The organism is Archangium violaceum (assembly GCF_016887565.1).
Classification (GTDB): Bacteria; Myxococcota; Myxococcia; order Myxococcales; family Myxococcaceae; genus Archangium; species Archangium violaceum_B.
The window spans coordinates 5,900,600-5,925,844 of record NZ_CP069396.1 but is presented as its reverse complement, the minus strand read 5'-3'; the positions used below and the strand labels follow the sequence as shown (position 1 = coordinate 5,925,844).

22 protein-coding genes are annotated in these 25,245 nt (G+C 68.1%); 6 read left to right on the top strand and 16 right to left on the bottom strand.

All coding sequences use genetic code 11. From position 1 onward, the window contains the following. Window positions 1-5 precede the first annotated feature (5 nt). The 9 genes from carA to JRI60_RS23975 form a co-directional block, all read right to left on the bottom strand. The gene (carA, locus tag JRI60_RS24015) at window positions 6-1,124 is read right to left on the bottom strand and encodes a glutamine-hydrolyzing carbamoyl-phosphate synthase small subunit (protein WP_204228219.1); all 1,119 of its coding nucleotides are present in this window, start codon (window positions 1,122-1,124) and stop codon (window positions 6-8) included. Then, complete coding sequence (locus JRI60_RS24010; RefSeq protein WP_204228218.1) at window positions 1,124-2,431, bottom strand: dihydroorotase; 1,308 nt, start codon at window positions 2,429-2,431, stop codon at window positions 1,124-1,126. The genes carA and JRI60_RS24010 overlap by 1 nt, the downstream gene beginning before the upstream one ends. Beyond that, on the bottom strand, window positions 2,428-3,321 hold the full coding sequence (locus JRI60_RS24005) for an aspartate carbamoyltransferase catalytic subunit (protein WP_204228217.1): 894 nt from the start codon (window positions 3,319-3,321) through the stop codon (window positions 2,428-2,430). The genes JRI60_RS24010 and JRI60_RS24005 overlap by 4 nt, the downstream gene beginning before the upstream one ends. A gap of 10 nt (window positions 3,322-3,331) precedes the next feature. Continuing rightward, window positions 3,332-3,748, bottom strand: coding sequence for a hypothetical protein (locus JRI60_RS24000; RefSeq protein ID WP_204228216.1), 417 nt, complete (start codon window positions 3,746-3,748; stop codon window positions 3,332-3,334). Window positions 3,749-3,801: 53 nt separating this feature from the next. After that, the gene (lepB, locus tag JRI60_RS23995; RefSeq protein ID WP_204228215.1) at window positions 3,802-5,049 is read right to left on the bottom strand and encodes a signal peptidase I; all 1,248 of its coding nucleotides are present in this window, start codon (window positions 5,047-5,049) and stop codon (window positions 3,802-3,804) included. A 5-nt stretch (window positions 5,050-5,054) separates the two neighbouring features. Further along, window positions 5,055-6,866, bottom strand: coding sequence for a translation elongation factor 4 (lepA, locus tag JRI60_RS23990; RefSeq protein WP_204228214.1), 1,812 nt, complete (start codon window positions 6,864-6,866; stop codon window positions 5,055-5,057). Between the two features lie 136 nt (window positions 6,867-7,002). Continuing rightward, entirely contained in the window at window positions 7,003-7,929 is a 927-nt protein-coding gene (locus tag JRI60_RS23985; RefSeq protein WP_204228213.1) for an NAD-dependent epimerase/dehydratase family protein, read from the bottom strand. A gap of 52 nt (window positions 7,930-7,981) precedes the next feature. Continuing rightward, the gene (locus tag JRI60_RS23980; protein ID WP_204229072.1) at window positions 7,982-8,941 is read right to left on the bottom strand and encodes a UDP-glucuronic acid decarboxylase family protein; all 960 of its coding nucleotides are present in this window, start codon (window positions 8,939-8,941) and stop codon (window positions 7,982-7,984) included. Window positions 8,942-8,955: 14 nt separating this feature from the next. Then, complete coding sequence (locus JRI60_RS23975) at window positions 8,956-9,141, bottom strand: ribbon-helix-helix domain-containing protein (protein WP_204228212.1); 186 nt, start codon at window positions 9,139-9,141, stop codon at window positions 8,956-8,958. 93 nt (window positions 9,142-9,234) lie between these two features. Here JRI60_RS23975 and JRI60_RS23970 point away from each other — a divergent pair, with 93 nt between their 5' ends. Next, on the top strand, window positions 9,235-9,849 hold the full coding sequence (locus tag JRI60_RS23970) for a hypothetical protein (protein ID WP_204228211.1): 615 nt from the start codon (window positions 9,235-9,237) through the stop codon (window positions 9,847-9,849). Between the two features lie 3 nt (window positions 9,850-9,852). Here JRI60_RS23970 and manA read toward each other — a convergent pair whose 3' ends face one another. The 7 genes from manA to JRI60_RS23935 form a co-directional block, all read right to left on the bottom strand. Beyond that, the gene (gene manA, locus JRI60_RS23965; RefSeq protein ID WP_204228210.1) at window positions 9,853-11,052 is read right to left on the bottom strand and encodes a mannose-6-phosphate isomerase, class I; all 1,200 of its coding nucleotides are present in this window, start codon (window positions 11,050-11,052) and stop codon (window positions 9,853-9,855) included. A gap of 50 nt (window positions 11,053-11,102) precedes the next feature. Continuing rightward, on the bottom strand, window positions 11,103-12,005 hold the full coding sequence (locus JRI60_RS23960; protein WP_204228209.1) for an SPOR domain-containing protein: 903 nt from the start codon (window positions 12,003-12,005) through the stop codon (window positions 11,103-11,105). Between the two features lie 154 nt (window positions 12,006-12,159). Beyond that, entirely contained in the window at window positions 12,160-13,206 is a 1,047-nt protein-coding gene (mnmA, locus tag JRI60_RS23955) for a tRNA 2-thiouridine(34) synthase MnmA (RefSeq protein WP_204228208.1), read from the bottom strand. A gap of 237 nt (window positions 13,207-13,443) precedes the next feature. Beyond that, on the bottom strand, window positions 13,444-14,742 hold the full coding sequence (locus JRI60_RS23950; RefSeq protein ID WP_204228207.1) for a hypothetical protein: 1,299 nt from the start codon (window positions 14,740-14,742) through the stop codon (window positions 13,444-13,446). Window positions 14,743-14,906: 164 nt separating this feature from the next. After that, the gene (locus JRI60_RS23945; protein ID WP_204228206.1) at window positions 14,907-16,181 is read right to left on the bottom strand and encodes a CCA tRNA nucleotidyltransferase; all 1,275 of its coding nucleotides are present in this window, start codon (window positions 16,179-16,181) and stop codon (window positions 14,907-14,909) included. An 83-nt stretch (window positions 16,182-16,264) separates the two neighbouring features. Beyond that, window positions 16,265-18,697: a ribonuclease H-like domain-containing protein gene (locus JRI60_RS23940; protein WP_204228205.1), complete on the bottom strand. Its 2,433-nt coding sequence runs from the start codon at window positions 18,695-18,697 to the stop codon at window positions 16,265-16,267. Between the two features lie 42 nt (window positions 18,698-18,739). Beyond that, the gene (locus JRI60_RS23935) at window positions 18,740-19,357 is read right to left on the bottom strand and encodes a TetR/AcrR family transcriptional regulator (protein WP_239470695.1); all 618 of its coding nucleotides are present in this window, start codon (window positions 19,355-19,357) and stop codon (window positions 18,740-18,742) included. An 82-nt stretch (window positions 19,358-19,439) separates the two neighbouring features. On the opposite strand from JRI60_RS23935, the gene JRI60_RS23930 reads away from it, so the two are divergent. From JRI60_RS23930 to JRI60_RS23910, 5 genes are all read left to right on the top strand, one after another. Further along, complete coding sequence (locus JRI60_RS23930) at window positions 19,440-21,011, top strand: flavin-containing monooxygenase (protein ID WP_204228204.1); 1,572 nt, start codon at window positions 19,440-19,442, stop codon at window positions 21,009-21,011. 26 nt (window positions 21,012-21,037) lie between these two features. After that, window positions 21,038-21,391 carry a hypothetical protein gene (locus JRI60_RS53525; RefSeq protein WP_343213421.1) on the top strand — a complete coding sequence of 118 codons (354 nt, stop codon included), beginning with the start codon at window positions 21,038-21,040 and terminating at the stop codon, window positions 21,389-21,391. Next, the gene (locus JRI60_RS23920; RefSeq protein ID WP_204228203.1) at window positions 21,384-23,465 is read left to right on the top strand and encodes a PAS domain-containing sensor histidine kinase; all 2,082 of its coding nucleotides are present in this window, start codon (window positions 21,384-21,386) and stop codon (window positions 23,463-23,465) included. Before JRI60_RS53525 ends, JRI60_RS23920 begins: the two co-directional genes overlap by 8 nt. A gap of 113 nt (window positions 23,466-23,578) precedes the next feature. Next, on the top strand, window positions 23,579-23,911 hold the full coding sequence (locus JRI60_RS23915) for a nuclear transport factor 2 family protein (RefSeq protein WP_204228202.1): 333 nt from the start codon (window positions 23,579-23,581) through the stop codon (window positions 23,909-23,911). Further along, entirely contained in the window at window positions 23,887-25,236 is a 1,350-nt protein-coding gene (locus JRI60_RS23910; RefSeq protein WP_204228201.1) for a carbohydrate binding domain-containing protein, read from the top strand. Before JRI60_RS23915 ends, JRI60_RS23910 begins: the two co-directional genes overlap by 25 nt. The last annotated feature ends 9 nt before the right edge of the window (window positions 25,237-25,245 follow it).

Genomic DNA, 25,245 nt, shown 5'->3' with positions numbered 1-25,245 from the left:
AGATCCTACTCTCCGGCCATCAGCTTCGCGAAACGCGCGAAGAGGTACCGGGCGTCATGCGGCCCGGGCGAGGCTTCCGGGTGGTACTGCACACTGAAGGCGCGGGCGTCGGGGACGACCAGGCCCTCCACGGTGCCGTCATTGAGGTTGATGTGGCTCACCACGGCCTTGCCCTTCACGCTCGCATCATCCACCGCGAAGCCGTGGTTCTGCGAGGTGATCTCCACCTTGCCGGTGGTCAGGTCCTTGACCGGCTGGTTGGCGCCCCGGTGGCCGAACTTCATCTTGTACGTCCGGCCGCCCAGCGCCAGTGCGAGGATCTGGTGTCCCAGGCAGATGCCGAACACCGGCACCTTGCCCAGCAGCGAGGCCACCACCTTGTCCGCGCCCTTCACCGCCGCGGGGTCTCCCGGGCCGTTGGCGAGGAACACGCCGTGGGGCTTGTTGGCCAGCACCTCTTCGGCCGTCGTCCCGGCGGGGACCACCTTCACGCGGCAGCCCACGTCCACCAGGAAGTGGAGCATGGAGCGCTTGAGGCCGTAGTCGTAGGCCACCACGTCGAAGCGCAGCTCGGGCGCGGGGCGCGGGGCCTCGCCGAGCAGGTTGGGCGTGGGCGTGGTGAAGAGGTAGGACTCCTTCGTGGACACGCCGGTGGCGAGATCCTGCCCCTCCATGCCCCGGGCGGCGCGGGCGCGCTCCACCAGCGAGGCCGGAGTGTGGCCCTCGCTGGAGATGACCCCCATCTGCGCGCCGTGGGTGCGCACGTGGCGCACCAGGCGGCGGGTGTCGATGCCCTCGATGCCCGTAATCCCATGGCGCTTCAGGTACGCGTCGAGCGACTCCTGGGCGCGCCAGTTGGACTGCTGGGCCGTGGCGTTGCGCACCACCATGCCCACGGCGTGGGGCTTCGGCGCTTCCTCGTCACCGGGGTTGGCCCCGACGTTCCCCATCTCGGGATACGACATGGTGACGATCTGGCCGACGTAGGAGGGATCCGTGAGGATCTCCTGGTAGCCCATCATCGACGTGTTGAAGACCACCTCTCCGACCGTTTCACCGGCCGCCCCGAGAGCGCGACCCTCGAAGGTGGTGCCATCCGCCAGCGCGAGCACTGCCCGCTTCATCACCTGTGCTCCTTGATGTGACCGTCCTCGAAGACGAGCCGCCCGGAGACCCAAGTCTGGGCGACCCGACCCGTCAATCGCCGACCGTGGAAGGGGGTGTTCCGACTGCGCGAGAAGAACCTCGCCGAGTCCACCGTCCACTCCGCGTTCGGCTCCACGACTACGATGTCCGCCGGGGCTCCAGCCGCCAGATGACCGCCTGGCAGCCCGAATGCCTTCGCAGGCCCGTCCGTCAGCAGGGCGACCGCCCGCTGAAGGCTCAGCACGCCCTCGCGCACCAGCGCCAGGGTGAGGCCCAGGGCCGTCTCCAGCCCCACCACCCCGTTCCACGCCTTGTCGAACTCGACCTGCTTCTCCAGCACGCCGTGGGGCGCGTGGTCCGTGGCGATGGCATCGATGGTGCCATCGGCCAGGGCCTCGCGCAGGGCTTCCACGTCGCGGCGGGTACGCAGGGGCGGGTTCATTCGGGCGTGCGTGTCATAGGCCCCCACGGCCTCGTCATCCAGCGTGAAATGATGGGGGGCGGCCTCGGCCGTCACGCGCAGGCCCTGGCGCTTCGCCTCGCGGATGAGGCGCACGCTGCCCTCGCAGGACACGTGGGCGACGTGCAGCCGCCCCTTCGTCTCCTCCAGGAGCACCAGGTCGCGCGCCACCATGGCCACCTCGGCGGAGGGTGGGATGCCAACGAGTCCCAGCCGTGTGGAGGTGCGGCCCTCGTTCATCACGCCCTTGCCGGAGAGGGTCAGGTCCTCCTCGTGCACCATGACGGGCAGGTCGAAGAGCTGGGCGTACTGGAGGGCGCGGCGCATGAGGCCGGCATTCATCACCGGGCGGCCGTCGTCGGTGATGCAGACGCAGCCGGCCGAGACGAGCGCTCCCATCTCCGCCATCTCCTCGCCCTGGAGGCCCTTGGTGATGGCGCCCGCCAGGTACACGTGGCACAGCCGCGCCTCGCGGGCCTTGGCCTTCACGTACTCGGTGACGAGCACGCTGTCGTTGACGGGCTTGGTGTTGGGCATGGCCACCACCCCGGTGAAGCCGCCCGCCACCGCCGCCATGCAGCCGGTGAGGACTGTCTCCTTGCCCTCCTCGCCCGGCTCGCGCAGGTGCACGTGCAGGTCGATGAAGCCCGGCAGCACCAGCTTGCCAGCGGCTTCCACCACCTGGACGTCCGGCTCGTTCACCGACAGGGGGGCCTCGGAGACGTCCGTGACACGGCCGTCACGCACCAGCACGTCACGCACACCGTCCACGCCGTTGCGGGGATCGATCACCCGTCCGCGGCGGAAGAGGATCGTCGAGCTCACCGGCACACCTCCTCGAGGATGGCGCGGCGGACGGCCACCCCATGCGCCACCTGCTCCAGGATGACGCTGCGGGGACCATCGGCCACGGCCGGGGCGATCTCCACCCCGCGATTCATGGGGCCGGGGTGCAGGACGAGCGCCTCCGGCTTGAGCCGCTCGGCGCGGGCGGCGTTGAGCCCGAACAGGCGGGAGAACTCGCGCGCCGAGGGGAAGAAGTTCTCGGTCTGCCGCTCCGTCTGCACGCGCAGGCACATGACGGCGTCCGCGCGGGGCAGCACCGCGTCGAGGCTCGTGGACACCTCGGCGCCGAGCGACTCCAGCCCGGGCGGCAGCAGCGTGGGCGGGCCGCACAGCACCACCCTGGCGCCCAGCGCGGTGAGGCAGTGCAGGTTGGAGCGGGCCACGCGGCTGTGGAGGATGTCGCCGACGATGACCACCGTGCGGCCATCCAGGCGGCCCCAGCGGCGGCGCAGGGTGAAGGCGTCCAGCAGGGCCTGCGAGGGGTGCTCGTGGGTACCATCCCCGGCGTTGACGACGGCGCAGCGCACGTGCTTGGCCACCAGGTGCGGCGCTCCCGAGGAGCGGTGCCGGATGACGAGCACCACCGGGCCGGTGGCCTCGATGTTGCGCACGGTGTCCAGCAGCGTCTCGCCCTTGGACACGGAGGAGCCGGCGGCCGTCCAGTTGAGCACCCGGGCCCCGAGCGCGTGCGCCGCCATCTCGAAGGAGGTGCGGGTGCGCGTGGAGTCCTCGAAGAAGAGGTTGGCCACCACCCTGCCCCGCAGGACGTGCGAGGCATCCGGCCCACCCTGAAGGTGCGCCTCGGCCCGATCCAGCAGCGCCTCGATGTCGGCGCGCCGCAGGCCCTCGATTCCCAGCAGGTGTCTCATACGCTCCCTATTACTCCGGGATGCCTTCCTTCACCGCGCTGAAATGCAGCGTGCGGACGGCGTTGGTCGGCTTGAGCCGGACCGTCCGTTCATAGCTCACCTCGATGCGGACATTCTGGGTGACGTCGCTGCGCTCGATGAGGATCTGCTCGTCATTCAACCCCAGGCCGGGCATGAGGACGTCGCGATCGAACTGATCCCGCTCCCAGTGCGAGCCCAGCTGGCCCGTGCGCTCACGGATGACGTTGCGCAACATGGCGTCGTTGTAGTTCCTGCCCGACAGGTTGTGGGCCACCGCGACGGCTTCCTTCACGTCGAGGTGGTCCACATAGAAGGGCACGAACATCACGCCCGCGTAGATCACCCCCGCGACGACGGCCAGAGCGAACAGGGCACCGAGGCTGACCTTCCCAGAAGGATGACGCATGACCCCTGGGCGTAGCAGCGGCGCGCGCGGCGCGTCAAGCACCCGGACCGCGCTCAACGCACGGGCTCGAAGAGGCGGTCGGTGCGCAGCCCGGTCCCCTCGAAGAAGTTGCTGAACCAACCCCCGTACCCGAGCGCCAGCCAGATGACCATGGCCTTGCCCTTGATGTGGCCGTAGGGGACGAACTCCACGCCCCGGCCGGGCTCACCCAGGCCGTAGCGGCTGTCCAGGCTGTTGTCCCGGTTGTCGCCCATCACGAAGACCTGGCCCGCGGGGACGACGTAGGGTCCCTCGGTGTGCGTGCGGGGCGTGGGCCCGTCCTGCAGCACCGAGTGCACCCTCCCATCCAGGTTTTCATGGAACAGGAACATGCGCTGGGGGAACCAGGGACCGTTGTCGCCCTTGTTGTGGACGAGCAGGTCCTCCTTCGCCAGCGTGCGCTGCTGGGCCACGCCGTTGATGTAGACGACGTTGTCGATCAGCTCCACCTTGTCCCCGGGGACGCCGATGACGCGCTTGATGAAGTCCAGCTCGGGGCGCACGGGGTTGTTGAAGACGATCACATCGCCACGTGCCGGCGGGCGGACGATCTGGAATGGCACGTAGTTGGTGAAGGGCAGCCGCACCCCGTAGATGAACTTGTTGATGAAGACCTGATCGCCGATCTCCAGCGTGGGCAGCATGGAGCCGGACGGAATCCGGTACGGCTCGATGATGAAGACGCGGATGATGACCGCGATGGCCAGCGCCTTGGCGAAGCCGGAGAAGAAGTCCCAGGCGCTCTGCTTGCGGTACGCCCCCAGCTGCTGGGTGGCCAGCGCGTCGAGCGCCGCCGTCTCCTTCTCCAGCCGCGAGACGTCTCCGGCCAGCGAGGCGGCCTCCACCTGCATGGCCTGCTCGGCCAGCTTGCTGGACGCCTCGGCGGGGATCTTCCCGGGCACCCGCTTGTGGATGCGGGCGATCTCCCCGATGAGCTCGCGCGCCTCGTGCCGCAGGTGGCGCAGCTGCCGCTCCTTGGGAGACACCAGGCGCCAGCCGATCAGCCCCAGGAAGTACACGAGCATCGCCAGGGCCAGGTACTGCATGAGCGGCTGGGCCCACGCGGCGGCGGCCGGGACGAACTCGATGAGGATGATGTAGGGGACGAAGGCCAGCCCCAGGATGACCAGGGGCGCCCACAGGCTGGTGAGCAGCTCGCGCCACAACAGGGCGCGGCTGGCCTTGAGCTGCTCCGGCGTCCGGCGGGCGGCCATGCTGGCCTCGAGGCCTCCCGGCGGAGTCGTGGTCGCGGTGGTGGACATGTGCCCTACTCCTCCGTCTTCAGGACCGCGAGGAACGCTTCCTGCGGGATTTCCACCGAGCCCACCTGCTTCATGCGCTTCTTGCCCTCCTTCTGCTTCTCGAGGAGCTTGCGCTTGCGGCTGATGTCACCGCCGTAGCACTTGGCGAGCACGTTCTTGCGGATGGCGGAGATCGTCTCGCGCGAGATGATCTTCGCGCCGATGGCGCCCTGGATGGCCACCTCGTACATCTGCTTCGGGATGACCTCCTTGAGCTTCTGGCACACCTCGCGGCCGCGCTGGTAGGCGCGCTCCTTGTGGACGATGACGCTGAGCGCGTCCACCGGATCGCCGTTGATGAGGATGTCCAGACGCACGAGGTCCGCCTCCACGTAGCCGGCCAGCTCGTAGTCGAGGCTGGCGTAGCCGCGCGTGACGCTCTTGAGCTTGTCGAAGAAGTCGAAGACGACCTCGGCGAGCGGCATCTCGTACGTCACCTGCACGCGCGTGCCGCTGGTGCCCAGGTACTTCATGTCCTTCTGAACGCCGCGCCGGTCCTGGCACAGCTTGAGCACCGCACCCAGGTAGTCGTTGGGCACGTGGATGTGGCAGGTGAGGACGGGCTCCTCGAACTTGGCGATCTTCTGCACCGGCGGCAGCTTGGCCGGGTTGTCCACGTGCAGCACCGTGCCCTGGGAGTCGGTGATGCGGTACACCACCGAGGGCGCCGTGGTGATGAGCGAGAGGTTGTACTCGCGCTCCAGGCGCTCCTGGACGATCTCCATGTGCAGGAGGCCCAGGTAGCCGCAGCGGAAGCCGAAGCCGAGCGCCGTGGAGGACTCGGGCTCGTAGGTGAAGGCCGCGTCGTTGAGCTTGAGCTTGGCGAGCGCGTCGCGCAGGCCCTCGTACTGCTCGGAGTCCACCGGGAAGATGCCGGAGAACACCATGGGCTTCACTTCCTTGAAGCCCGGGAAGGGAGCGTCCGTGGGGCGAGCCTCCTCCGTCACGGTGTCACCCACCTTGGCGTCCTGGAGCTCCTTGACGTTGGCCACCAGCACGCCCACCTCGCCAGCCATGAGCTGCTGCACGGGGCGGGAGAACGGACTGAAGACGCCCAGCTCCTGGACCTCGAAGACCTTGTTGTTGCTCCACAGCTTGATCTTCTGCTTGAGCTTGAGCGTGCCCTCGAGCACGCGCACCAGCGTCACGACGCCGCGGTAGTTGTCGTACCAGCTGTCGAAGATGAGGGCCCGGAGCGGCGCCTGGGGATCACCCGCGGGGGGCGGGACGTTCTTCACCACCGCCTCGAGGATGTCCTTGATGCCGATGCCCTCCTTGGCGGAGGCCGGCACGGCGCTGGAGCCATCGATGCCGATCACGTCCTCGATCTCCTGGCGCGTGCGCTCCACGTCGGCGCTCGGCAGGTCGATCTTGTTGATGACCGGGATGATCTCCAGGTTGTGATCCAACGCCATGTAGACGTTGGCGAGCGTCTGGGCCTCGACGCCCTGGGAGGCGTCGACCACCAGGAGAGCGCCCTCGCACGCAGCGAGCGAGCGGCTCACCTCGTAGGCGAAGTCGACGTGTCCCGGGGTGTCGATGAGGTTGAGGACATACTTCTGGCCGTCGTTGGCGGTGTAGTTCATCCGCACCGACTGGGCCTTGATGGTGATGCCCCGTTCGCGCTCCAGCTCCATGTTGTCGAGGAACTGGTCCTGCGCTTCACGCTTGGTCACCGTACCGGTGGCGTCCAGCAGGCGGTCGGCCAGGGTGGACTTCCCATGGTCGATGTGCGCGATGATCGAGAAGTTGCGGATGTGAGCGTTGTCGGCCGGCATGGTAGGGGGGCCTCTTGCTACGTCGAAGCCGGCTTGACTAACACCGAAGCCCACCAAAATCCATGCATCCGAGAGCCCGGCGGGCAAGCGGGTTGCCGCCGGGATGCGTCACCCACCCGGGGGGTGGGCGGGACGGCTAGCGGGTGGTGTGCTCGCGGAAGAAGGCCAGGGTGCGACGGAGGCCCTCGGGGAGCTCCACGGACGGCTGCCAGCCCAGCACCCGGCGCGCCAGGGAGTTGTCCACACAGGAGCGCATCTGCTCGCCCGGCCTGCCGGGAGCGAGCACGGCCGGCTTGTCCACGCCCGCCGCCTGGGCCAGCAGGGTGTAGAGCCGGTTGATGTCCGTCTCCACGCCGGTGCCGATGTTCACCGGGCCCACCACGTCCTTCTCCACCGCCAGCAGGTTGGCGCGGGCCACGTCCTCCACGTAGACGAAGTCGCGCGTCTGCTTGCCCTCGCCGTAGATGGTGCAGTCCTTCCCGCCCAGCAGGCGCTGGCAGAAGATGGACACCACGCCGGCCTCGCCGTGCGGGTTCTGCCGCGGGCCGTACACATTGGCGTAACGCAGGGCGGCGTACTTCATCCCGTACTGGGCCTTGTAGTAGCCGAGGTAGATTTCGCCAGCGGCCTTGGAGACGCCATAGGGCGACACGGGCCGCGTCGGGTGGTTCTCCGGGGCGGGGAAGACGTCCTGCTCGCCGTAGATGGCCCCACCGGTCGAGCTGAACACCACCTTCTGAACACCCGAGACGCGCGAGGCCTCCAGCAGGTTGAGGAACCCGAGGATGTTGGCGTCCGCGTCGAAGCGCGGATCCTCCACGCTGCGGCGCACGTCCATCTGCGCCGCCAGGTGGCAGAGCACCTGCGGGCGCTCGGCCCGGATGAGGCCCGCGGCCTCCGGGCTGCGGATGTCCATGACCTCCAGGCGCACCCTGGGGTCCAGGTTCTCCTTCTTCCCGCTCGACAGGTTGTCCAGCGCGATGACCTCATGGCCCGCGCGCACGAACGCGTCACACACGTGCGAGCCGATGAAACCCGCCCCACCAGTCACGAGGACTTTCACCGCGACACTCCTGCCACTCAACAGTGGCGACCGTGAGAAAACCGCCGGGAAGTTAGGGGGTGGAGCCCCGAGCGGCAACCGATCGGAACCAGGCAATTGTCTCCCGCAAGCCCTCTTCCAGGGGTACTCGCGGCTCCCACCCGAGCAGCTGACGAGCCCGGGTGATGTCCGGCTTGCGCTGCTTGGGGTCGTCCTTGGGCAGCGGCTTGTGGATGATCCGCCCTCCCCCACCCGCCGCGGCGCGCACCGCCTCGGCGAACTCGAGCATCGTCATCTCGCGGGGGTTGCCGATGTTGACCGGGTCGGTGACGTCCGACAGGGCCAGCCGCACCAGCCCGTCGACGAGATCCCTCACGTAGCAGAAGGAGCGCGTCTGGGTGCCGTCGCCGAAGACGGTGAAGTCCTCGCCGCGCAGCGCCTGGCCCACGAAGGCGGGCACCACGCGCCCGTCGTTGAGGCGCATGCGCGGCCCGTAGGTGTTGAAGATGCGGACGATGCGCGTCTGCACACCGTACGAGCGCGCGAACACCATGACGAGCGCCTCACCGTAGCGCTTGGCCTCGTCGTAGCAGGCGCGCGGACCGATGGAGTTCACGTTGCCCCAGTAGTCCTCGCGCTGCGGGTGCACCAGCGGATCGCCGTAGATCTCCGACGTGGAGGCCTGGAGGAACACCGCGCCCTTGGCCTGGGCCAGCCGCAGCCCGTTCTCCGTGCCGATGGAGCCCACCCGCATCGTCTCCAGCGGCAGCTTCGCGTAGTCGATGGGCGAGGCCGGCGAGGCCATGTTGAAGACGTAGTGCACCGGCCCGTCCACCGAGAGCCCCTCGGTGATGTCCTGGCTCACCACCTCGAAGCCCGGACGGCCCCGCAGGTGCTCCACGTTCCGCTCGGAGCCGGTGAGATAGTTGTCCACCGACACGACCCCGGCCGCGCCGTCGTCCAGCAGCCGCTCGCACAGGTGCGAGCCCAGGAAGCCCGCTCCGCCCAGCACCACCACCCGCTGACCCTTCATGCTCTTCGGATTCGTCATGGCTCGAGCTCGTCGAAAGAGGCCTGCCCGGGCAGCTGCGCCTTGTACTTCTCCAGCACGAGATCGATCCCCTGCCGGATGTACTCGGCCACCGGGACCTTGGTCTTCTGATTCAACGCCTTGAGCAGATCGTTCTGCTCCGGCGTGATGTAGATGGTCGTGCTGATCTTCTTTCGGGCCATGGCGATATGTGAAAATATATGGACTTACATGGCCATTGAAGCGCTGTTTTCGGGGCCCGTGAACCGGCCGGCGAACTGGCGCCAGGAGTGGTGATGTCCTCGATGAGCAAGTGGGTGGTGGGGCTCGCACTGGTGGGCCTCTGTGGGTGCGCGTCCGACAAGGGAGCGAAGCAGCCAGAGGTGGAGAAGAAGGAGGCCGGGCAGCCGGCCCCGGAGCCCATCCGCCCCAAGCCGGCGTCCAACGAGAAGGTGTCGGAGCGGGACACCAACGCCGACGGCAAGGCGGACGTGTGGGTCTACTCGGTGGAGGAGCGCGGGGCGGAGGGGCAGAGCCACGCGCGGATGGTCCGCAAGGAGCTGGACATCAACTGGGACGACCGGGTGGACCTCACCACGTACTACGACGCCCGCGGGGAGCGCGAGCGCGAGGCGATGGACCTGGACTTCGACGGGAAGGTGGACTCGGTCGCCTACTACGAGAAGGGCGTCAACGTCCGGAAGGAGCGGGATCTGAACGGGGATGGCCGGACGGACGAGTGGGCGTACTACGAGCGGGGCAAGCTGGCGCGCAAGGAGCGGGACTCCAACAGCGACGGCCGCGTGGACTACTGGGAGTACTGGGAGAAGGACCAGGTGGATCGCATCGGCGAGGACCTGGACGGCGACGGCAACGTGGACAAGTGGAGCCGTAACTCCCAGACGGAGTGAGGCTCAGACGCCGGAGGTCGCGCGGAAGACGACCCCGTCGCCCTCGAGCGTGTAGGCGCCATCCGCCGCGCTCACGAACACTGACGCGCCCCGGGGCAGCGCGAGCGCCTGGCCGCCCACCGACAGCCGGGCGGCGCCGCTGGTGCACAGGAGGATCTCCGGCCCCCGCCGCTCCGGCCGCGAGGACACCCCGGGGTGGAGCTGGATGCGCGAGAGGCGGAACTCCTCGGTGGGCGTGGGATAGACGAACTCCACCCCATCCGTGGAGGACTCGGGGACGAGGGCGATGGGGCCACACCGGAAATCCAGCACGCGGAGCAACTCCGGGACGTCCACGTGCTTGGGCGTGCACCCGCCCCGCAGCACGTTGTCCGAGTTGGCCATGATCTCCACGCCGACGCCCCGCAGGTACGCGTGGAGGTTGCCGGCGGACAGATAGATGGCCTCGCCCGGTCGCAGCCGCACCAGGTTGAGCAGCAGCGCGCCGATGACGCCGGGATCGCCCGGGTAGAGTTCGCCGAGCCGGACGGCCCAGCGCAGCTCCTCGGCGAAACGGCTCCCCTGCTCCGCGCGCACCGCGCAGGCCGCGACCACCGCGTCCACCAGGGGCCCGCGCTGCTCGCGAGGGAGCGTCATCAACGTCTCGAACATGCGCGCGATCCCCCGCGCGTCGGGCGAGGCACGCAGCGGAGCGAGCAGCGGCTCGAGGGCCCCCACGCCGAGCATGTCGAGCAGCGCGAGCGTCTCGTCCGCGCGGCGGAACCCACAGAGTGCATCGAACGGCGTCAGCGCGCAGATGAGCTCGGGCTTGTGGTTGGCGTCCTTGTAGTTGCGGTGCGGGGCGCTCAGCGGCACGCCGAGCGCGTTCTCCCGCGCATAACCCTCGCGCGCCTGGGCGAGGCTCGGGTGGGTCTGCAGGGACAGCGGGGTCTCCGCGGCGAGCACCTTGAGCAGGAAGGGCAGGTCCTGCCCGAACCGGCGGGCCACGGCCTCACCGAGTTCGCGCTCCGGCGCGGACCGGATGGCCTCCAGCAGCGTCCGCACGTCCGACCCCCGGCGCACGCGCGACGGGGCTCCGGGGTGGGCGCCCATCCACAGCTCGGCCTGACAGGAGGCGGAGGGAGAGGGCTGCCCGAGCAGCTCGGCGATGGCGGTCCGAGAACCCCAGGCGTACGGCTGGATGACGTTGTCGAGGAGATCCATTCAGGGGCGCCCATAGCACTCCGGACGCCCCCTCGCCACCGACGCACCGTCTAGTTGCCGGCCACGAACGCCTGGAGCTGGGTCTCGCGCTTGAAGTCGGCCAGATAGCGGGACGCGGCATCCTTGGAGGGGAAGCTGCCCATGCGGACGCGGTACCAGGTGCCCTTGTTGGGGACCTCGGCGGAGACGATGTACGGCGCGTAACCCCGATCACGCAGCTTCGCGGCGAAACGCTCGGCCTCCGGACGGTTCTGGAAGGCGGAGATCTGCAGGGTGAAGGCACCGCCCGGGACGGCCTCGGTGGGCTTCTGGGCGGCGCGGGCGATGGCCTCCTTCAAGCCGCTGCCCGGGGCCGTGGTGCGGGTCGGCACGGGAGCGGGCTCCACCTTGCCAGGAGAGGGAGCGGGCTTGCTGTCGGCCACCTTGGTCTCGGCGGGCTTGGGAGTGGCCGGCTTGGGCTCGGCGGCCTTGGGCGCCTCGGGCTTCGCGGTGGCGGTGCCAGGCGCGGGCGCGTAGTCGTCATCCGTGGGGCTGGGGGCGGGCTCGGAGGCGTCCGAGGGGTCGACGGCCCCGGCGGGACTGGCGTCGGCCACCTTCGGCTCCTCGGCGGGCTTGGGCTTGGGAGCCGGCGGAGGGATGGCGACCGTGACGGTGCCGGGCTTGGAGTTGGAGGGCGCGGGCTCGGAGCCGCTCCTCTTGGTGAGCTCGTCCTGGAAGGTGAGCGGGGACTCGGCCTCGCGGGCCTGCTGAAGGGCCTGAGCGTTGGCGTCGAGCGCGGACAGGAGATCCGGTGCGGCGGCGGCCTGGGCGTTGCCGGCGAGCTGCTTGCCCACCACGACGCCGAGCACGAACACGGCTCCCATCACGATGATCCCCGCGATCAACAGGCTGACGATCTGCCGGTTGTCGAGCGAGACGTCGAACTTCTCTTTCATCCGGTGGGCATCGCGCATGGCGTGGTGTTCCTCGCGTGTACGACACCCCGGCGCGGCCACACGAGTGTGTCGCGGCCTGTAGCGTCGAGGTGCGTCGGAAGGTACGCCCCGCCTACAGGTCGGTCAAATTCAGGGCGTGCGAAGCGTCACGCCGGGATCGTTGCGGCACGGCTCAAACAATCCACCCGCCACCGAGCACGCGATCGCCGTCGTACACCACGGCGGCCTGACCGGGCGTCACGGCGCGTGCGGGGTCATCGAGCCGGATGGACACGAGCCCATGGGGAGAGACCTCGACGCGGCCGGGAGCGCCGGGGTGGCGGTGGCGGATGCGGATCAGCACGGACTTGTCGGAAGGAGGAGGCCCATCCACCCAGTGGGGCTGGAGGAGACCGAAGGAGTCACGCGAGGCCTCATCGGCGGGGCCGACGACGACGCGGCGGGTCTCGGGCTCGATGCGCTGGACGTAGCGGACCTCCCCTCCCCCGAGGTTGAGCCCGCGGCGCTGGCCCACGGTGTAGCGGTGCACACCGGCATGGGTGCCGAGCACATGACCCTCGGAGTCGACGATTTCACCACCGGGCTGGGGACCGGCGACCTTCTCCACGAAGCCGGCGTAGTCGCCATCGGGCACGAAGCAGATCTCCATGCTTTCGGGCTTGTGGCTGGTGGGGAGCGCATGGCGCTCGGCGACGGCGCGGACCTCGGGCTTGGTCATGCCGCCGACGGGGAAGACGATGTCGGCGAGCTCCTGCTGCCCGAGGGTGAAGAGGAAGTAGCTCTGGTCCTTGGCGGAGTCGACGGCGCGGCGGAGGACATAGCGACCGTCCTGCTGCTCGACGCGGGCATAGTGGCCGGTGGCGAGACGGGCGCCGAGGGCGCGAGCGCGCTTGAGGAGGAAGTTGAACTTCACGTCGCGGTTGCAGGCCACACAGGGGATGGGAGTGCGGCCGCCGAGGTACGACTGGACGAAGGGGTTGATGACCCGGTCCTTGAAGATCTCCTCGGCGTTGGCGACGTAGAAGGGGATGCCGAGCGTCTGGGCGACGGCGCGGGCGTCATCGATGTCATCGGGGCTGCAGCAGCTGCCGCACTGGGCCTTGCCCTCGTAGGACCAGACCCGGAGGGTGATACCGATGACTTCGTGACCCTGCTCCTTGAGGAGGGCGGCGGCGGCGGAGGAGTCAACTCCACCGCTCATGGCAACGACGACTCGCATGATGTCCCTATCTACACGCCGGCCCGTCCGGGTGCGACATCACCGACGACCCCATTCTCCACTTCGGACAAATCCCCTCTCCCTCTGGGAGAGGGACGGGGTGAGGGTATATCGACACTGTCGTAAGTACCCGTAAACCCAAGAGAATCCCGGCCCACACGCCCGAACCACCGTGGCACCGCCAGGTCCGCGCCCAGCCGAGCGGGCAGGCAGCCCGAAGGACATCCGCTCCACGCCTCAAGGAACGAGGCTGCGCTCGACCAGCCCCAGATCCAGCCTGTTCAAGATCTCCGCGGTGATGGGCCGCTTGGAGTCCCAGAAGATCAGCGACTCGAAGAACTCGCGTGCGGGCTCCGAGTCCAGCAGACGCTTCAAGAGCATGGCCTGCCCCTCCGACTCACAGCCCACGAAGTAAACGGTGTCATCGAAAACGACAGGCTTGTCGCCGATGGGAGGAACGACGCGGAAATTCAGCTTCTTGTAGAGGCCAGAGATGGCGACCTTCCAGGGCATGAAGGTGTACTCGCCCACCCCGAACACGGAGAACCGAGGCTTGTTCCGGTAGATGCTGCTGGACCGGGCATCCAGCAGCTCGCCGTGTTCGCACAGATACTGCCAGGTCCTTGGGGCAATCCGCGCGATGGAGTCAGTCTCCTCCCCCACCCTGCGTTGAGGAACGATCACCCAGGTGCGAGGGGCTTCGGTCTTCGCGGAAGCGACGTGCGAACTCTTGAAGAGAGGATACAAGTAATCCCGCTCGATCCTCACCGCCTCCCCCAAGCCATTGACGAGCGTGCCATCGGACTCGCGCAGTTCCATGACCCTGGCGCAGTCATGCTTCAATCCCGAGCGCCAGAGGGGCCCACGGGACCTGCGCTCCAACTCCACCCAACGGTCATATTTCGACGTATCGGAGACGAGGGTCTCTCCGCGAACTCCGAATGAGGAGGATGGAGCCTCCGCATCCAGGGAATCGAATTCAGCACAGACAGGGGAAGCGGCCCCATCGAATCGGCAGTGAAGCAGACACGCATCCACACTGACGCCGAAGAAACGCTGAGCATCCAGGCGGAAGACGGAAGCCTTCGACACCCCCAGCTTCGTCGACCACGCGTGTAACAAGACCTTCCTGGCCACGGAAGTCTTGCACAACATCGCCAGGCTTCCACGGCGCTCCGAAAGCAGCTCGAACAGCTTCATCAGCATCCATTCGGAGATATCGAAATTACTCTTGCCCGTGATCGCCTGGATGCCGCTGCGTCCCTGGAAGTTGACCTTCGCTGGCAGATTCGATCCCCCCACGAGCGAAATCCCCGCGTTGGTAACCCACGGGGGGTTCCCGATCACCAGGATGGAGCCCGGCAGGTCACGCAGCAATTCCCGCCAGGGGAACGAGAAGAAATCACCTTCCATAACGCTCGCCCTGGCCCCCGTGGGAACCCTCGCGAGCGCGTCACGCGCACGGGCGGCGTAATCGACATTGAGCTCGACACCGACCGCCACCTCGAGCTGACGGAATCCCTCGAGCGCGGCCACGAGGAGACTCCCAACCCCACACGTCGGCTCCAGGACTGAGTCTGGCTTTTCACCCAGCGCGCTCAGCCGTGCCACGACCCGCTCGGCAAGCACCGCCGGGGTCTGGAAGTCGCCAAATTCGACTCGCGCCTTTTTGATACGGATCCCCTCGAGGCGGGCTCAGGTCAGGAGCCGCGAGCCTTCATCCAGCTCCCGAGAAGCTCCTTCAACTTCTCCGGCGCATTGAGCGAAGGCTCATCCAGGACCTGCTCGACGAGGAAGCGGGTGGCCTCCCCCACGATGGGCGAGGGACCCACCCCCAGCGCGGCCATGATCGCCCCGCCATTGAGCGCCAGGTCCTTGCTCGTCAGCGGAGGCTTCGATGCGGCCAGGGCCAGCAGACGGCCGATGAGCACCTCCACCTCCGCCAGGCGCTCCGGACTCCGAGCCTGAACACGGGCCCGGGCAACCGCGGTGAGCGCCTCGATGTTCGCGAGTCCCGCCTTCGCCAGCAGTCGGCGGAGCGAGGGATCCGGGTCCCCGACATGCGCCTCGAGCCGAGCGAGCCCCACGAGCAGACGCACGCGCTCGATGACCTTGGTAGGGAACTTGAGCCGGACACCGATCTCCTCGGCGCCCTGGGGCTCGACGAGATCCGCCAGCAGGGCCGCGAGACGGATCTCCACATCCGCGGGGGCGGAGGCAGCGGCGGTCCGAGCCAGACGGGCGGCCTCGGCGTCGGCGCGGGCGAGCTCGGGCAGGAACACGTCCAGGAGCCCGGTGTCGGCCAGCAGCTCGAGCCCGAAGGAGGCGCGCTTGGAGAGGAGCAGCTTGACGAACTCCTCGCGGACGCGCTCGTGGGCCACCTTGCGGAACACGGGGAGCGTGGCGGGAATGGCGGCCTGGGTGTCGGGGTCGAGCGTGAAGTCGAGCACCGCGGCGAAGCGCACGGCGCGCAGGGGGCGCAGACCGTCCTCGGAGAAGCGCTCGATGGCCGAGCCCACGCACCGCACCAGCCGGGCCTTCAGGTCCTCCTGGCCGCCGAACGGATCCACGAGCTCATGGCCGACGGGATTCCAGGCCATGGCGTTCATGGTGAAGTCGCGGCGAGAGAGATCCTTGACGATGTCCTTCTCGAAGGAGACGGCGCTGGGGCGGCGACCATCGTGGTAGTCGCCTTCGCTGCGGAAGGTGGTGACCTCGACGTGGGTGCTCCCCGCGAGCACGGTGACGGTGCCGTGCTGGATGCCGGTGGGGATGACCTTGCGGAAGGCGCGCTGGACCTCCTCGGGGAGGGCGCTGGTGGCGACGTCGAAGTCCTTGGGGTGCACACCCCGGAGGCTGTCACGGACGCAGCCGCCCACGAGGTAGGCGGCATGGCCCAGCTCACGGAGGCGGGCGATGACGTCCAGAACGGGGCGCGGGACGTCGGCGTCGAGCAGGGAGGCAGGCGTCGTCATCCGAGGGAATCCGGCGGTGCGAGGGGCGCGCGAGCGTGTCACAGCCACTCCCGCGCGGGCAAGGGAAAGGGGCCCGGACAGCCTCATTCGCCAAGTTCGGAAGACGGCTCGGCCAACACGGTGAGGATCGGGCGCGCATTCGCCAGCGAGGGAGCGAACAGGGAGGGCTGTTCGGGATCGGCGAACACCGCCGCGAAATCCTCGGGCGCCAGCGCGCGCACCAGGCGGGCCGCGAACGTCTCGCGCAGCAGCCGGACGTAGTAATCGACGTCGTAGTCCAGCGGCTCGCCCGCGGCGCCGCCCCCGCCGTCATCGCGCGAATCGTGCCGGGCGCTGCCATCGTCCTCGGCGTCCGGATCGGGCAGCAGCCCCGCCCTCCCCCTCACCGCGCGATAGACGCGGACGTGCTCGCCAGCAGCCCAGTGCTTGCGCCCGCTCGCCAGCACGGCCTCGTAGGACAGCTCGCGCCTGCGCTCGCGCACAGCGAGGTACTCCGACGGGGTCTTCTTCAACCGGACATTCGCCGCCACGTCGAGAGTCGGGATGGTCCGCCGGCGCAGCGCGGTCACCGTCGCGACATAGGTCTCCCGAACGCCTGGAATGTCCCCCGCGAGAAGGCAGCGCAGCGCTCGGCGCAGGAAGTCCTCACCGAAGGGCTCCGCCCGGCTGGAGCGGAACGCCACGCCACGCAGGATGAGCTCTCCCTCGTAGGACTGCAGCACGTAGTTCTTCGGCTCGTGCGACAGCATCGCCGCGTAACGTCCGTCGAACTCGAGGTGGACCCTGGGTGGCAGCAACGCCGCGACCTCGGAGACCACCCGGCGCTCGTCGGCCTCGCGCCAGTCGTCCGGGACGGCGAAGTACACGCCGTCCGTGTCGGCCTCCAGCAGCGTGACACCGCGCCGAGCCAGCTCGCGGCAGAGCAGCCCCAGCACCTCCCGCCCGCGCCGCGTCACCTCGTTGGCGGCGTGCACGTCCGCGAAGCGCGTGAGCCCCACCGCGCCGAGGTACCCGTAGGCCGAGTTGACGACGATCTTCATCGCCGCGGAGAGCGCCTCGTTCGTGTGCCGCTCCGGCGACCCGGGCGCAGCGGAACGCGCCCGCGCCTTGGCCGCCAGCCGATGCTCCACGAGCCGGTCCACCAGGGCGAGCAACACCCCCAGCCGATCCCGCCGAGGCCCGATCCGGTACTCGCGCATCAGCGAGGGATACAGGCTCGCGACGTCGGCTTTCACGATGTGCCGCGCCACACCCGTGGCGAACAGGTGGAGCGCCGCGCCACTGTGAGGCGTGCCGTCCCCTGATTCGTGAGCGGGCAGCGCGGCCCCGGCCCGGAGGTAGGCACGCACGAGGAGCGGATCGAGCACGCCGGTAGCGGGACCCGCGTCGGCGAGGCGCTCGTAGCGGCGCGGTGCCATGCGGGCGAGCGCGAAGGCCGCCCCGCCGAGCAGGCGCGCGAGGCCAGCGGCTTCCGTCACGTCATCGCGAGCGTAGCGCCGCACGCGCTCGGGGTCCCGGCCGTAGACCTCGTACACCCGGGCACCCGGAATGTGCTCGCGCTCCGGACCCGCGAGACCGAAGTGCCGCGCGACGGCCTTGAGCCCGTGGCCCGGCAGATCCCTCGCCGAGAAATCGTGCCGCAGCACGGCGTCCAGGGTGTCGATCAGCTCGCGTCCGGGAAGCGTGTACCGCATGCGGCGCATGGGGTCGGGAGTGCGCCCCATCGAGCCACTTCCGAGCGAGGCCCCTCGCGAGGCGGGACGCTGCCGAAGTCCCGGCAGGCCGGCACGCCCCAACGCGAGCGGCACGTTGAGCACCCGTGCACGGCGGGCGATGAACGGCAGGTCGAAGCCGTGCAGGTTGTGGTTCTCGATCACATCCGGATCGATGGCACGGACACGCGCGACCAGGCGCCGGAGGAGATCGGCCTCCGCGGCATCGCCATCGCCATGCGCCTCGATGACATCGGTCCGGCCATCGGGCTCGCGGAGCGCCACGAGGAAGATCCGGTCGCGGCCGGGATCGAGCCCGGTGGTCTCGAGGTCGAACTGCATGCGGCGCAGGTCGTCGAACCCGAGATCGCGAAAATACGTACGCCCCGAGGCGATGAGGTACTGCTCCTCCGGGGGAAGCGAGAGCACCGCGCTCTCGCCCAGCTCACGCACGTGCCCGAGCTGGCGGCCGAGTCGCCGTGCGGCGCCATGGAGCACGGCCGCTGCCAGCGCGCGCCCATCGTCCGCGCGGACCACGTAACGAAGCGCACCGGGCCCCTCGAGCTCCTGGTAGTTCACACCGCGCGGCACGGGCCCCTCGGACTCGGGTCGAAGCCTGGCGCCCAGGTGCGTCAGGTCATCCAGCGAGGCCAGGAGCAGCCAGGGCCGGAAGCGCACGTCGTCCCGCACGAGCGCGCCGGTCCCGGGGAGCCGCCGCCAGACGAACGCGCGGCCATCGGGCTCCGCCCACACCGAGACGATCCCCGGCGTGGGATCCCATCCCCAGAGCCATTCGTCCTCCATCGGGTGGGCCATATCACGGGCGACGAGGAGGAGGGGAAACCCTCACCCTCTGAGAACGAGACAGAGGCGCACGGCGGCGTCGACGACCTCGGGAATCGGCTGCGAGTAGCCGCTCGCGATCCAACTCAAGGCGATGTGGATGACGCCGCCGACCACGCCCGCGCGCAGCAGCGGTTCGCCCGCCGCGCGGCACTTCCCATCCGGATCGAGCGTCCGCGCGAGCAGCTCACCCAAGGCCCGGAGGGACGCTTCGAGGGCCTGGTCGACCGCGGGGCTCACACCGGAGATCTCCACGAGGAACACCCGCGCCGATTGGGGACTGCGCTGGAGCGCCTCGTAATAGGCGCCGAGCATCGCGCGAGCCCGCTCGACGGGGCCACCCGAAGCCTCGGCGCTGGCCTTCTCCAGCTCAGCCAGGAGGACCCGCATCACGGCCTGGAACGAGGCGACGAGCAGCTCCTCGCTGTTGGAGAACGACTCGTAGAAGTAGCGCTCGGTCAGCCCGGCGGCCTCGCAGACGGCCTTCACCGTCGCGTTGCGATAGCCCTGCTCGCCATAGACCCGGATGGCCGCTCCGAGGAACTGCTCACGCCGATGAGCGCGACGCTCCTCGGCCGAGGAGCCTCGATAGCGTCGGTTGGCCACGGAGGAGGAAGTCATGCGACTCCTATTGAAATCATCCGTTGTCAGTTCCAAACTGACAATGTGTAGTGTCACTTACTCCGGAGCACGGGAGAGTTCCATGGTTTACGGGAAGGGACCCGTCGAACAGGCGTCTGACGCCTTGGCGGTGAGGGCGGAAACACCGGTGGAGCACTTCGACGTGCTCATCGTCGGCGCGGGCCTGTCGGGCATCGGCGCGGCGTACCACCTGCGGACGAACTGCCCGACGAGGACCTACGCGATCCTCGAGGGCCGCGAGGCCATCGGCGGGACGTGGGATCTGTTCCGCTATCCGGGCATCCGCTCGGACTCGGACATGTACACGCTGGGCTACTCGTTCCGGCCATGGACCGCTCCGAAGGCGATCGCCGACGGGCCGTCCATCCTGCGCTACGTGCGGGAGACGGCGCGCGAGTATGGGATCGACCAGCACATCCGCTTCCGCCACCACGTCAAACGAGCCTCCTGGTCCTCCGCGGAAGCGCGCTGGACGGTCGAGGCCGAGCGCGGGCCCGAGAAGGAGCTGGTGCGCTTCACCTGCAACTTCCTGCTCATGTGCAGCGGGTACTACAACTACACCGAGGGCTACCGGCCCGAGTTCCCCGGTGAGGCGCGCTTCCAGGGCACCATCGTCCACCCGCAGTTCTGGCCGGAGGACCTGGACTACCAGGGCAAGCGCGTCGTCGTGATCGGCAGCGGCGCGACCGCCGTCACCCTCGTGCCCGAGATGGCCAAGAAGGCCGCGCACGTCACCATGCTGCAGCGCTCGCCGACGTATGTCCTCTCGCGCCCGGCCGAGGATCCCATTGCCAACGCATTGCGCCGCGTCCTGCCGGCGAAGCTCGCCTATGGAATCACGCGGTGGAAGAACGTGCTCCTCAGCATGCTCTTCTACATCCTGTCGCGGAAGAGGCCCGCGCGGGTGAAGGAGTACATCATCGGCCTGGTGCGCGAGCATCTCGGTCCTGGCTATGACGTCGCGACCCACTTCACGCCGAGCTACAACCCGTGGGACCAGCGCGTCTGTCTCGTCCCCGACGCCGACCTGTTCGATGCGGTCAAGCAGGGCCACGCCTCGGTCGTCACCGATCAGATCGGGACGTTCACCGAGAAGGGGCTCGAGCTCCGCTCGGGCAAGGAGCTCGAGGCGGACATCGTCGTGACCGCCACGGGTCTCAAGCTGCAACTGCTGAGCGACATCGAATTCAGCATCGACGGTGAGCGGCGCGACCTGGCGAAGACCCTCTGCTACAAGGGCATGATGTTCAGCGACGTGCCGAACCTCGCCTACGCGTTCGGCTACACCAACGCGTCGTGGACGCTGAAGGTGGACCTCACCTCGGGCTATGTCTGCCGGCTGCTCAATCACATGGCGAAGCACGGCGACACGACCTGCACGCCGCGCCACGATCCCACGGTCGAGGAGCTGCCATTCCTCGACTTCTCGTCGGGCTACGTCCAGCGGGCGTTCGACCAGATGCCGAAGCAGGGCTCGAAGCGACCGTGGCGGCTCTACCAGAACTACGCGCTCGATCTGTTCACGCTGCGCTTCGGCAAGGTCGACGACGGAACGATGGAGTTCTCACGCGCGCCGAAGCCGGCGGCGGCCCAGCAACCCCAGCGCGGGGCGACGACGTACGAGGCAGCCTGATCACTTCGCATGCGAGGGCGGCGCAGGTGCTCGACGCGGTCTCGGTGCCGGTGATCATCGAAGGGGGGCTCGGCTCTCCTTCCCAGGTCGCGCAGGCCATGGAACTGGGGGTCGCCGCCGTGCTGGTCAACACGGCCGTCGCGCAGGCTATTGTTGAAATAAAGGCCGCGACTGTACGCGTTCCAACAGAAAGACCCGGCCGGGGGGCTCCCTCTCGGTGCGAGTCGTTGCCTACCTACCGTCAGGTGCCGGCTTGTCCCAGCTGTCCCACCGGCTCGTCTCGGCGCTGCTCAACCTCGGCTACAAGCCGCCCCAGCCTGAGGCCCGCTCGTGCGCTATGCGTTGGGAGTCACAACAGACGAGACTGCCTTCATGCATGACGACACCGGCCACGGCCGGACGGTCCTTCAGCTCGAGCAGCTCAACGAGTTGCTCGAAGCGAAGGTCAAAAGCCAGGAGCAGCTGCTCGCCGAGACGCAGGAGCGCCTGCGCACACTCTTCGAGAACGCGCCGCTGAGCATCCAGCTGATCGACGTCTCGGGCCGGACGCTGCAGGTCAACGCGGCATGGCGCGCGCTCTGGCGCATCCCGCCGGACGTGGTCGAGAACTTCGTCCTCCGCGGCTACAACGTCCTGACGGACCCCCAGCTGGAGAAGCACGGCATCCTCCCGTACTTCCAACGGGCCCTGCGAGGCGAGAACAGCCGCATCCCGGCCATCCGCTACGACGCGGCCGAGCTCCAGCTCGCAGGCCGGGCGCGGTGGGTCGAGGGGAACCTCTATCCCGTGAAGGACGCGGCCGGCGAGGTCCGGCAACTGGTCCTCATCCACGAGGACGTCACCGATCGGCGAGAGGCGCAGGAGCTCATCCTCCGCAAGAGCGCGGAGTTCGAGGCCGTCTACCAGCACCTCCCGGAGCCGGTGATCATGACCTCACCCGAGCGCATCATCGTGCTCGTGAACCCGGCGGCGAACGCGCTCTTCGGCTATGCGCCGGATGAACTCATCGGACGGCCCGCGTCCATCCTCGAAGCCGAGGGGACGGAGCCGGAGCACGCGCCCGGAGCGGAGGCTCGCGAGGTGAGCTACCGCCACCGCAGCGGTGAGCTCATCCTCACGAGCACTCTGTCCTCGGTGGTGCGCTCGGCCGGCGGAGAGGTCTTCGGTTACGTCGCCATCGTGCGCGACATCCGTGAGCAGCGGCGAGAGGAGGAGATGCGCCGGTTCATCTCCAACGCAGGAGACGTCCTGGCCTCGTCGCTGGACCCTCGCGAGACGCTCTCCGCGCTGGCACGGCTCGCGGTGCCCACGCTCGGAGACTGGTGCCTCATCGACCTGCTCGAGGACGACGGCTCGGTCCGCCGTGCGGAGGTCGTCATCGCGGACCCGCGACACGAGCCCGTCAAGGCGAAGGCCGCTCGCTTCACCATCAGCAGGGACCGTCCGGAGAGCCCTCCTGCCCGGGCGCTTTTCGAGGCGACGCCCCTGCTCATCCCGGTCCTCGAGCGCGAGAAGATCGGGCAGATGGCCCTCAGCGGCGAGCACGCCCAGGTCATCATCGAGGCGGAGGTGCACTCGATGATCTGCGTGCCGCTCATGGCGCGCGGCAGGGTGCTCGGAGTCCTGTCCCTGCTCCTCGCCGCATCCCGGCGCAGCTACACGGAGCGGGACTTCTCCTACGCGAAGCAGCTCGCCGGGAAGGCCGCGCAGGCAGTGGAGAACTCGCGGCTCTATGAGCGAGCCACCGAGGCGATCTCCGCCCGCGACGAGTTCCTCAGCATCTGCTCCCACGAGCTCAAGACGCCTCTCACCTCGCTGAAGCTTCAGCTCGAGCTGGCATGCCGCTCGTTGCAGAAGCCGGTCTCGGCCGGGCTCCCCGCCGAGGCGTTGAACACCCGCCTCGGGGTGGCCACTCGCCAGCTGCGGCGCGTGGAGCGGCTCATCGACGACATGCTCGACGTGTCACGGATTGCCACCGGGATGCTGACCATGGACATGGCGCCCCTGTCGGTCCGGGAGCTGGTGACCGAGACGGTGCATCAGGCGAGCGAGGTCTTCCAGTCAGCAGGCGTCGGCCTCACGGTGGAGGTCTCCGAAGATGCGCGGGTCCACGGGGACCGGGCCCGGCTGGCGCAGGTGCTCGACAACCTCCTCGCCAACGCCCTGAAGTATGGCGAGGGGAAGCCCGTGCGCATCGACGTGGGCCGGCGCGGAGACCGGGTGGAGCTTTCGGTCAGCGACCAGGGCCCTGGGATTGCGCCACGAGATCTGCAGCGCATCTTCCAGCGCTTCGAGCGGGCCGTGGCCAACCGGAGCATCACCGGGCTCGGCCTCGGCTTGCACATCAGCCGTCAGATTGCCGAGCGCCACGGCGGGACGCTCGAGGTGGAGAGTGAGCTCGGCAGCGGGGCGCGGTTCACGCTGCGCCTTCCCGTGGAAGCCGGGGGCCGCTGAAGCCACGCTAGTACTACCCGGAGCCGCCACGGCCAGCACCGGGTGTATAGCACGTTTTCATGGGTAACCGGTTATGGTGGGTTCCTCCCATTTCCTTTCCAGGAGCAGGGTGAATGAGTGAGGAGAACGTGGCGCAGCGCGCGGCAGCGGTGGTGGAGAAGTCCCAGCGGGCGCTGGCGAGCAGGGATGTGGAGGGCTACGTGTCCTGCTTCACCCCGGACGCCTTCCTGAGCGACCCGCTCGCCCCCTCCATGGTGGGGCAAGAGGCGATCCGCCAGGGCGTCCAGAAGCTCGTGGGTCTCTTCTCGAAGATCGAGCTCCAGGAGCTGAAGCTCTTCCCCGTGGGCCGCACCGTCGCCTTCCTGGCCCGGGTCCACGCTGAAGCTGCTCCAGGAGTAATAGTCCATGAGGTGAGCGCATCATGTTCAAACGTGCAGAAGCGATGATGACCTTGGTTTTTCTAGTCGGCGGGATCGTCGGCTTCACGCCGACGGAGACGAGAGCGGCGGGAGCGAATCTCACCATCAATCCCGGCTTCGAACAGAACCTGAGCGGATGGTCGAACTGGGGAGGCGTGAGCGTCGTCACGAGCCCGGTCAGCGGCGGCGCGAAAGCCGCCCGCATGGGACCCGGCGAAAGCGGCGCTGGCCAGATCGTCGAAGGCGTTGGTCCGAACGGAAGCTACGTATTGAGCGGAAGTGGAGCGGTAAGCAACAGCAACGAAATCGCGATCATCGGCGTCGATCTGATGGACGCGAACGGCGCGAAACTGCCGAACGGCAAGTTCGAACTCCGCTTCAACGGAGGAAGTTACACGAAGAAGTCTCTCGCCTTCACGACCGTTCCTGGCACCGCGAAGATCCAGATTTATATCTACAAGAATCCGAACGCCGGCGGGTATGCCTATACCGACGATATCTCCTTGTCGTCCGTATTGAACGACCTGCCCAACGGCGTGAAGGCGATGTGGGTATGGGATCTGGCGGATACAGCCACCGCCGCGAAGCGCGGCGAGATGATCAACTTCAGCCTGACGAAGGGCGTCAATCTGCTCTATCTCTACACGGGGAACGCCCTGGTCACCTATCCGGACCGCTATCGCGCGTTGATCGCGCTCGCTCATGCGAACGGCATCCGCGTCGAAGCGCTCGACGGTCAATCCGACTGGGTGCGCAGCGCGAATCATGGCTACCCGCTCGAACGCATTCGGCAGGTGATGAGCTATAACGACGCTTCGGCGGCGAATGAGCGGTTCGACGGCATTCATCACGACAACGAGCCGCATACGCTGCCAGACTGGGAAACGAACAAGCAGTCGCTCGGCTTCGATTATGTCGAGCTGGCGCGCAAGTCCGTCGGGCTGCTGCGCAGTGGCGGTTCGCCGATGACCTACTCGGGCGACATCCCGTTCTGGTACGAGACGGTGACGATCACCTACGCTGGCGCCGCCAAGGAGTTGTACAAACATGTCCTGGACGCCATGGATTATGTAACGCTCATGGACTATCGCGATTACGCGGAAGGCGCGGACGGCATCATCCAGAACGGCGCCAACGAAATCGCCTACGGCAGGACTCTCGGCAAGAAGGTGGTGCTCGGCGTGGAGACCTACGACGTGCCCGGCAATCCGGAATACGTCACCTTCTATCAGGAAGGCGAAGCATTCATGAACGCGGAGCTGGCGAAGGTGAACGCTTATTATGCGGCTTCGCCCAGTTACGCGGGATATGCCGTGCATTATTACACCACTTACAAGACCATGCGGCCTTGACTTGGTAGA

Bases quoted from the DNA above. Each gene is read 5' to 3' on its own strand.
- JRI60_RS23910 (WP_204228201.1), top strand. From the start codon at position 23,887: ATGTTCAAACGTGCAGAAGCGATGATGACCTTGGTTTTTCTAGTCGGC.
- JRI60_RS23970 (WP_204228211.1), top strand. From the start codon at position 9,235: ATGTCCTCGATGAGCAAGTGGGTGGTGGGGCTCGCACTGGTGGGCCTC.
- JRI60_RS23980 (WP_204229072.1), bottom strand. From the start codon at position 8,941: ATGAAGGGTCAGCGGGTGGTGGTGCTGGGCGGAGCGGGCTTCCTGGGC.
- lepA (WP_204228214.1), bottom strand. From the start codon at position 6,866: ATGCCGGCCGACAACGCTCACATCCGCAACTTCTCGATCATCGCGCAC.
- JRI60_RS23935 (WP_239470695.1), bottom strand. From the start codon at position 19,357: ATGACTTCCTCCTCCGTGGCCAACCGACGCTATCGAGGCTCCTCGGCC.
- JRI60_RS24005 (WP_204228217.1), bottom strand. From the start codon at position 3,321: ATGAGACACCTGCTGGGAATCGAGGGCCTGCGGCGCGCCGACATCGAG.
- carA (WP_204228219.1), bottom strand. From the start codon at position 1,124: ATGAAGCGGGCAGTGCTCGCGCTGGCGGATGGCACCACCTTCGAGGGT.
- JRI60_RS23930 (WP_204228204.1), top strand. From the start codon at position 19,440: ATGGTTTACGGGAAGGGACCCGTCGAACAGGCGTCTGACGCCTTGGCG.
- mnmA (WP_204228208.1), bottom strand. From the start codon at position 13,206: ATGCGAGTCGTCGTTGCCATGAGCGGTGGAGTTGACTCCTCCGCCGCC.
- JRI60_RS24000 (WP_204228216.1), bottom strand. From the start codon at position 3,748: ATGCGTCATCCTTCTGGGAAGGTCAGCCTCGGTGCCCTGTTCGCTCTG.
- manA (WP_204228210.1), bottom strand. From the start codon at position 11,052: ATGGATCTCCTCGACAACGTCATCCAGCCGTACGCCTGGGGTTCTCGG.
- JRI60_RS23975 (WP_204228212.1), bottom strand. From the start codon at position 9,141: ATGGCCCGAAAGAAGATCAGCACGACCATCTACATCACGCCGGAGCAG.
- lepB (WP_204228215.1), bottom strand. From the start codon at position 5,049: ATGTCCACCACCGCGACCACGACTCCGCCGGGAGGCCTCGAGGCCAGC.
- JRI60_RS23960 (WP_204228209.1), bottom strand. From the start codon at position 12,005: ATGCGCGATGCCCACCGGATGAAAGAGAAGTTCGACGTCTCGCTCGAC.
- JRI60_RS23945 (WP_204228206.1), bottom strand. From the start codon at position 16,181: ATGACGACGCCTGCCTCCCTGCTCGACGCCGACGTCCCGCGCCCCGTT.
- JRI60_RS23940 (WP_204228205.1), bottom strand. From the start codon at position 18,697: ATGGAGGACGAATGGCTCTGGGGATGGGATCCCACGCCGGGGATCGTC.
- JRI60_RS23920 (WP_204228203.1), top strand. From the start codon at position 21,384: ATGCATGACGACACCGGCCACGGCCGGACGGTCCTTCAGCTCGAGCAG.
- JRI60_RS23915 (WP_204228202.1), top strand. From the start codon at position 23,579: ATGAGTGAGGAGAACGTGGCGCAGCGCGCGGCAGCGGTGGTGGAGAAG.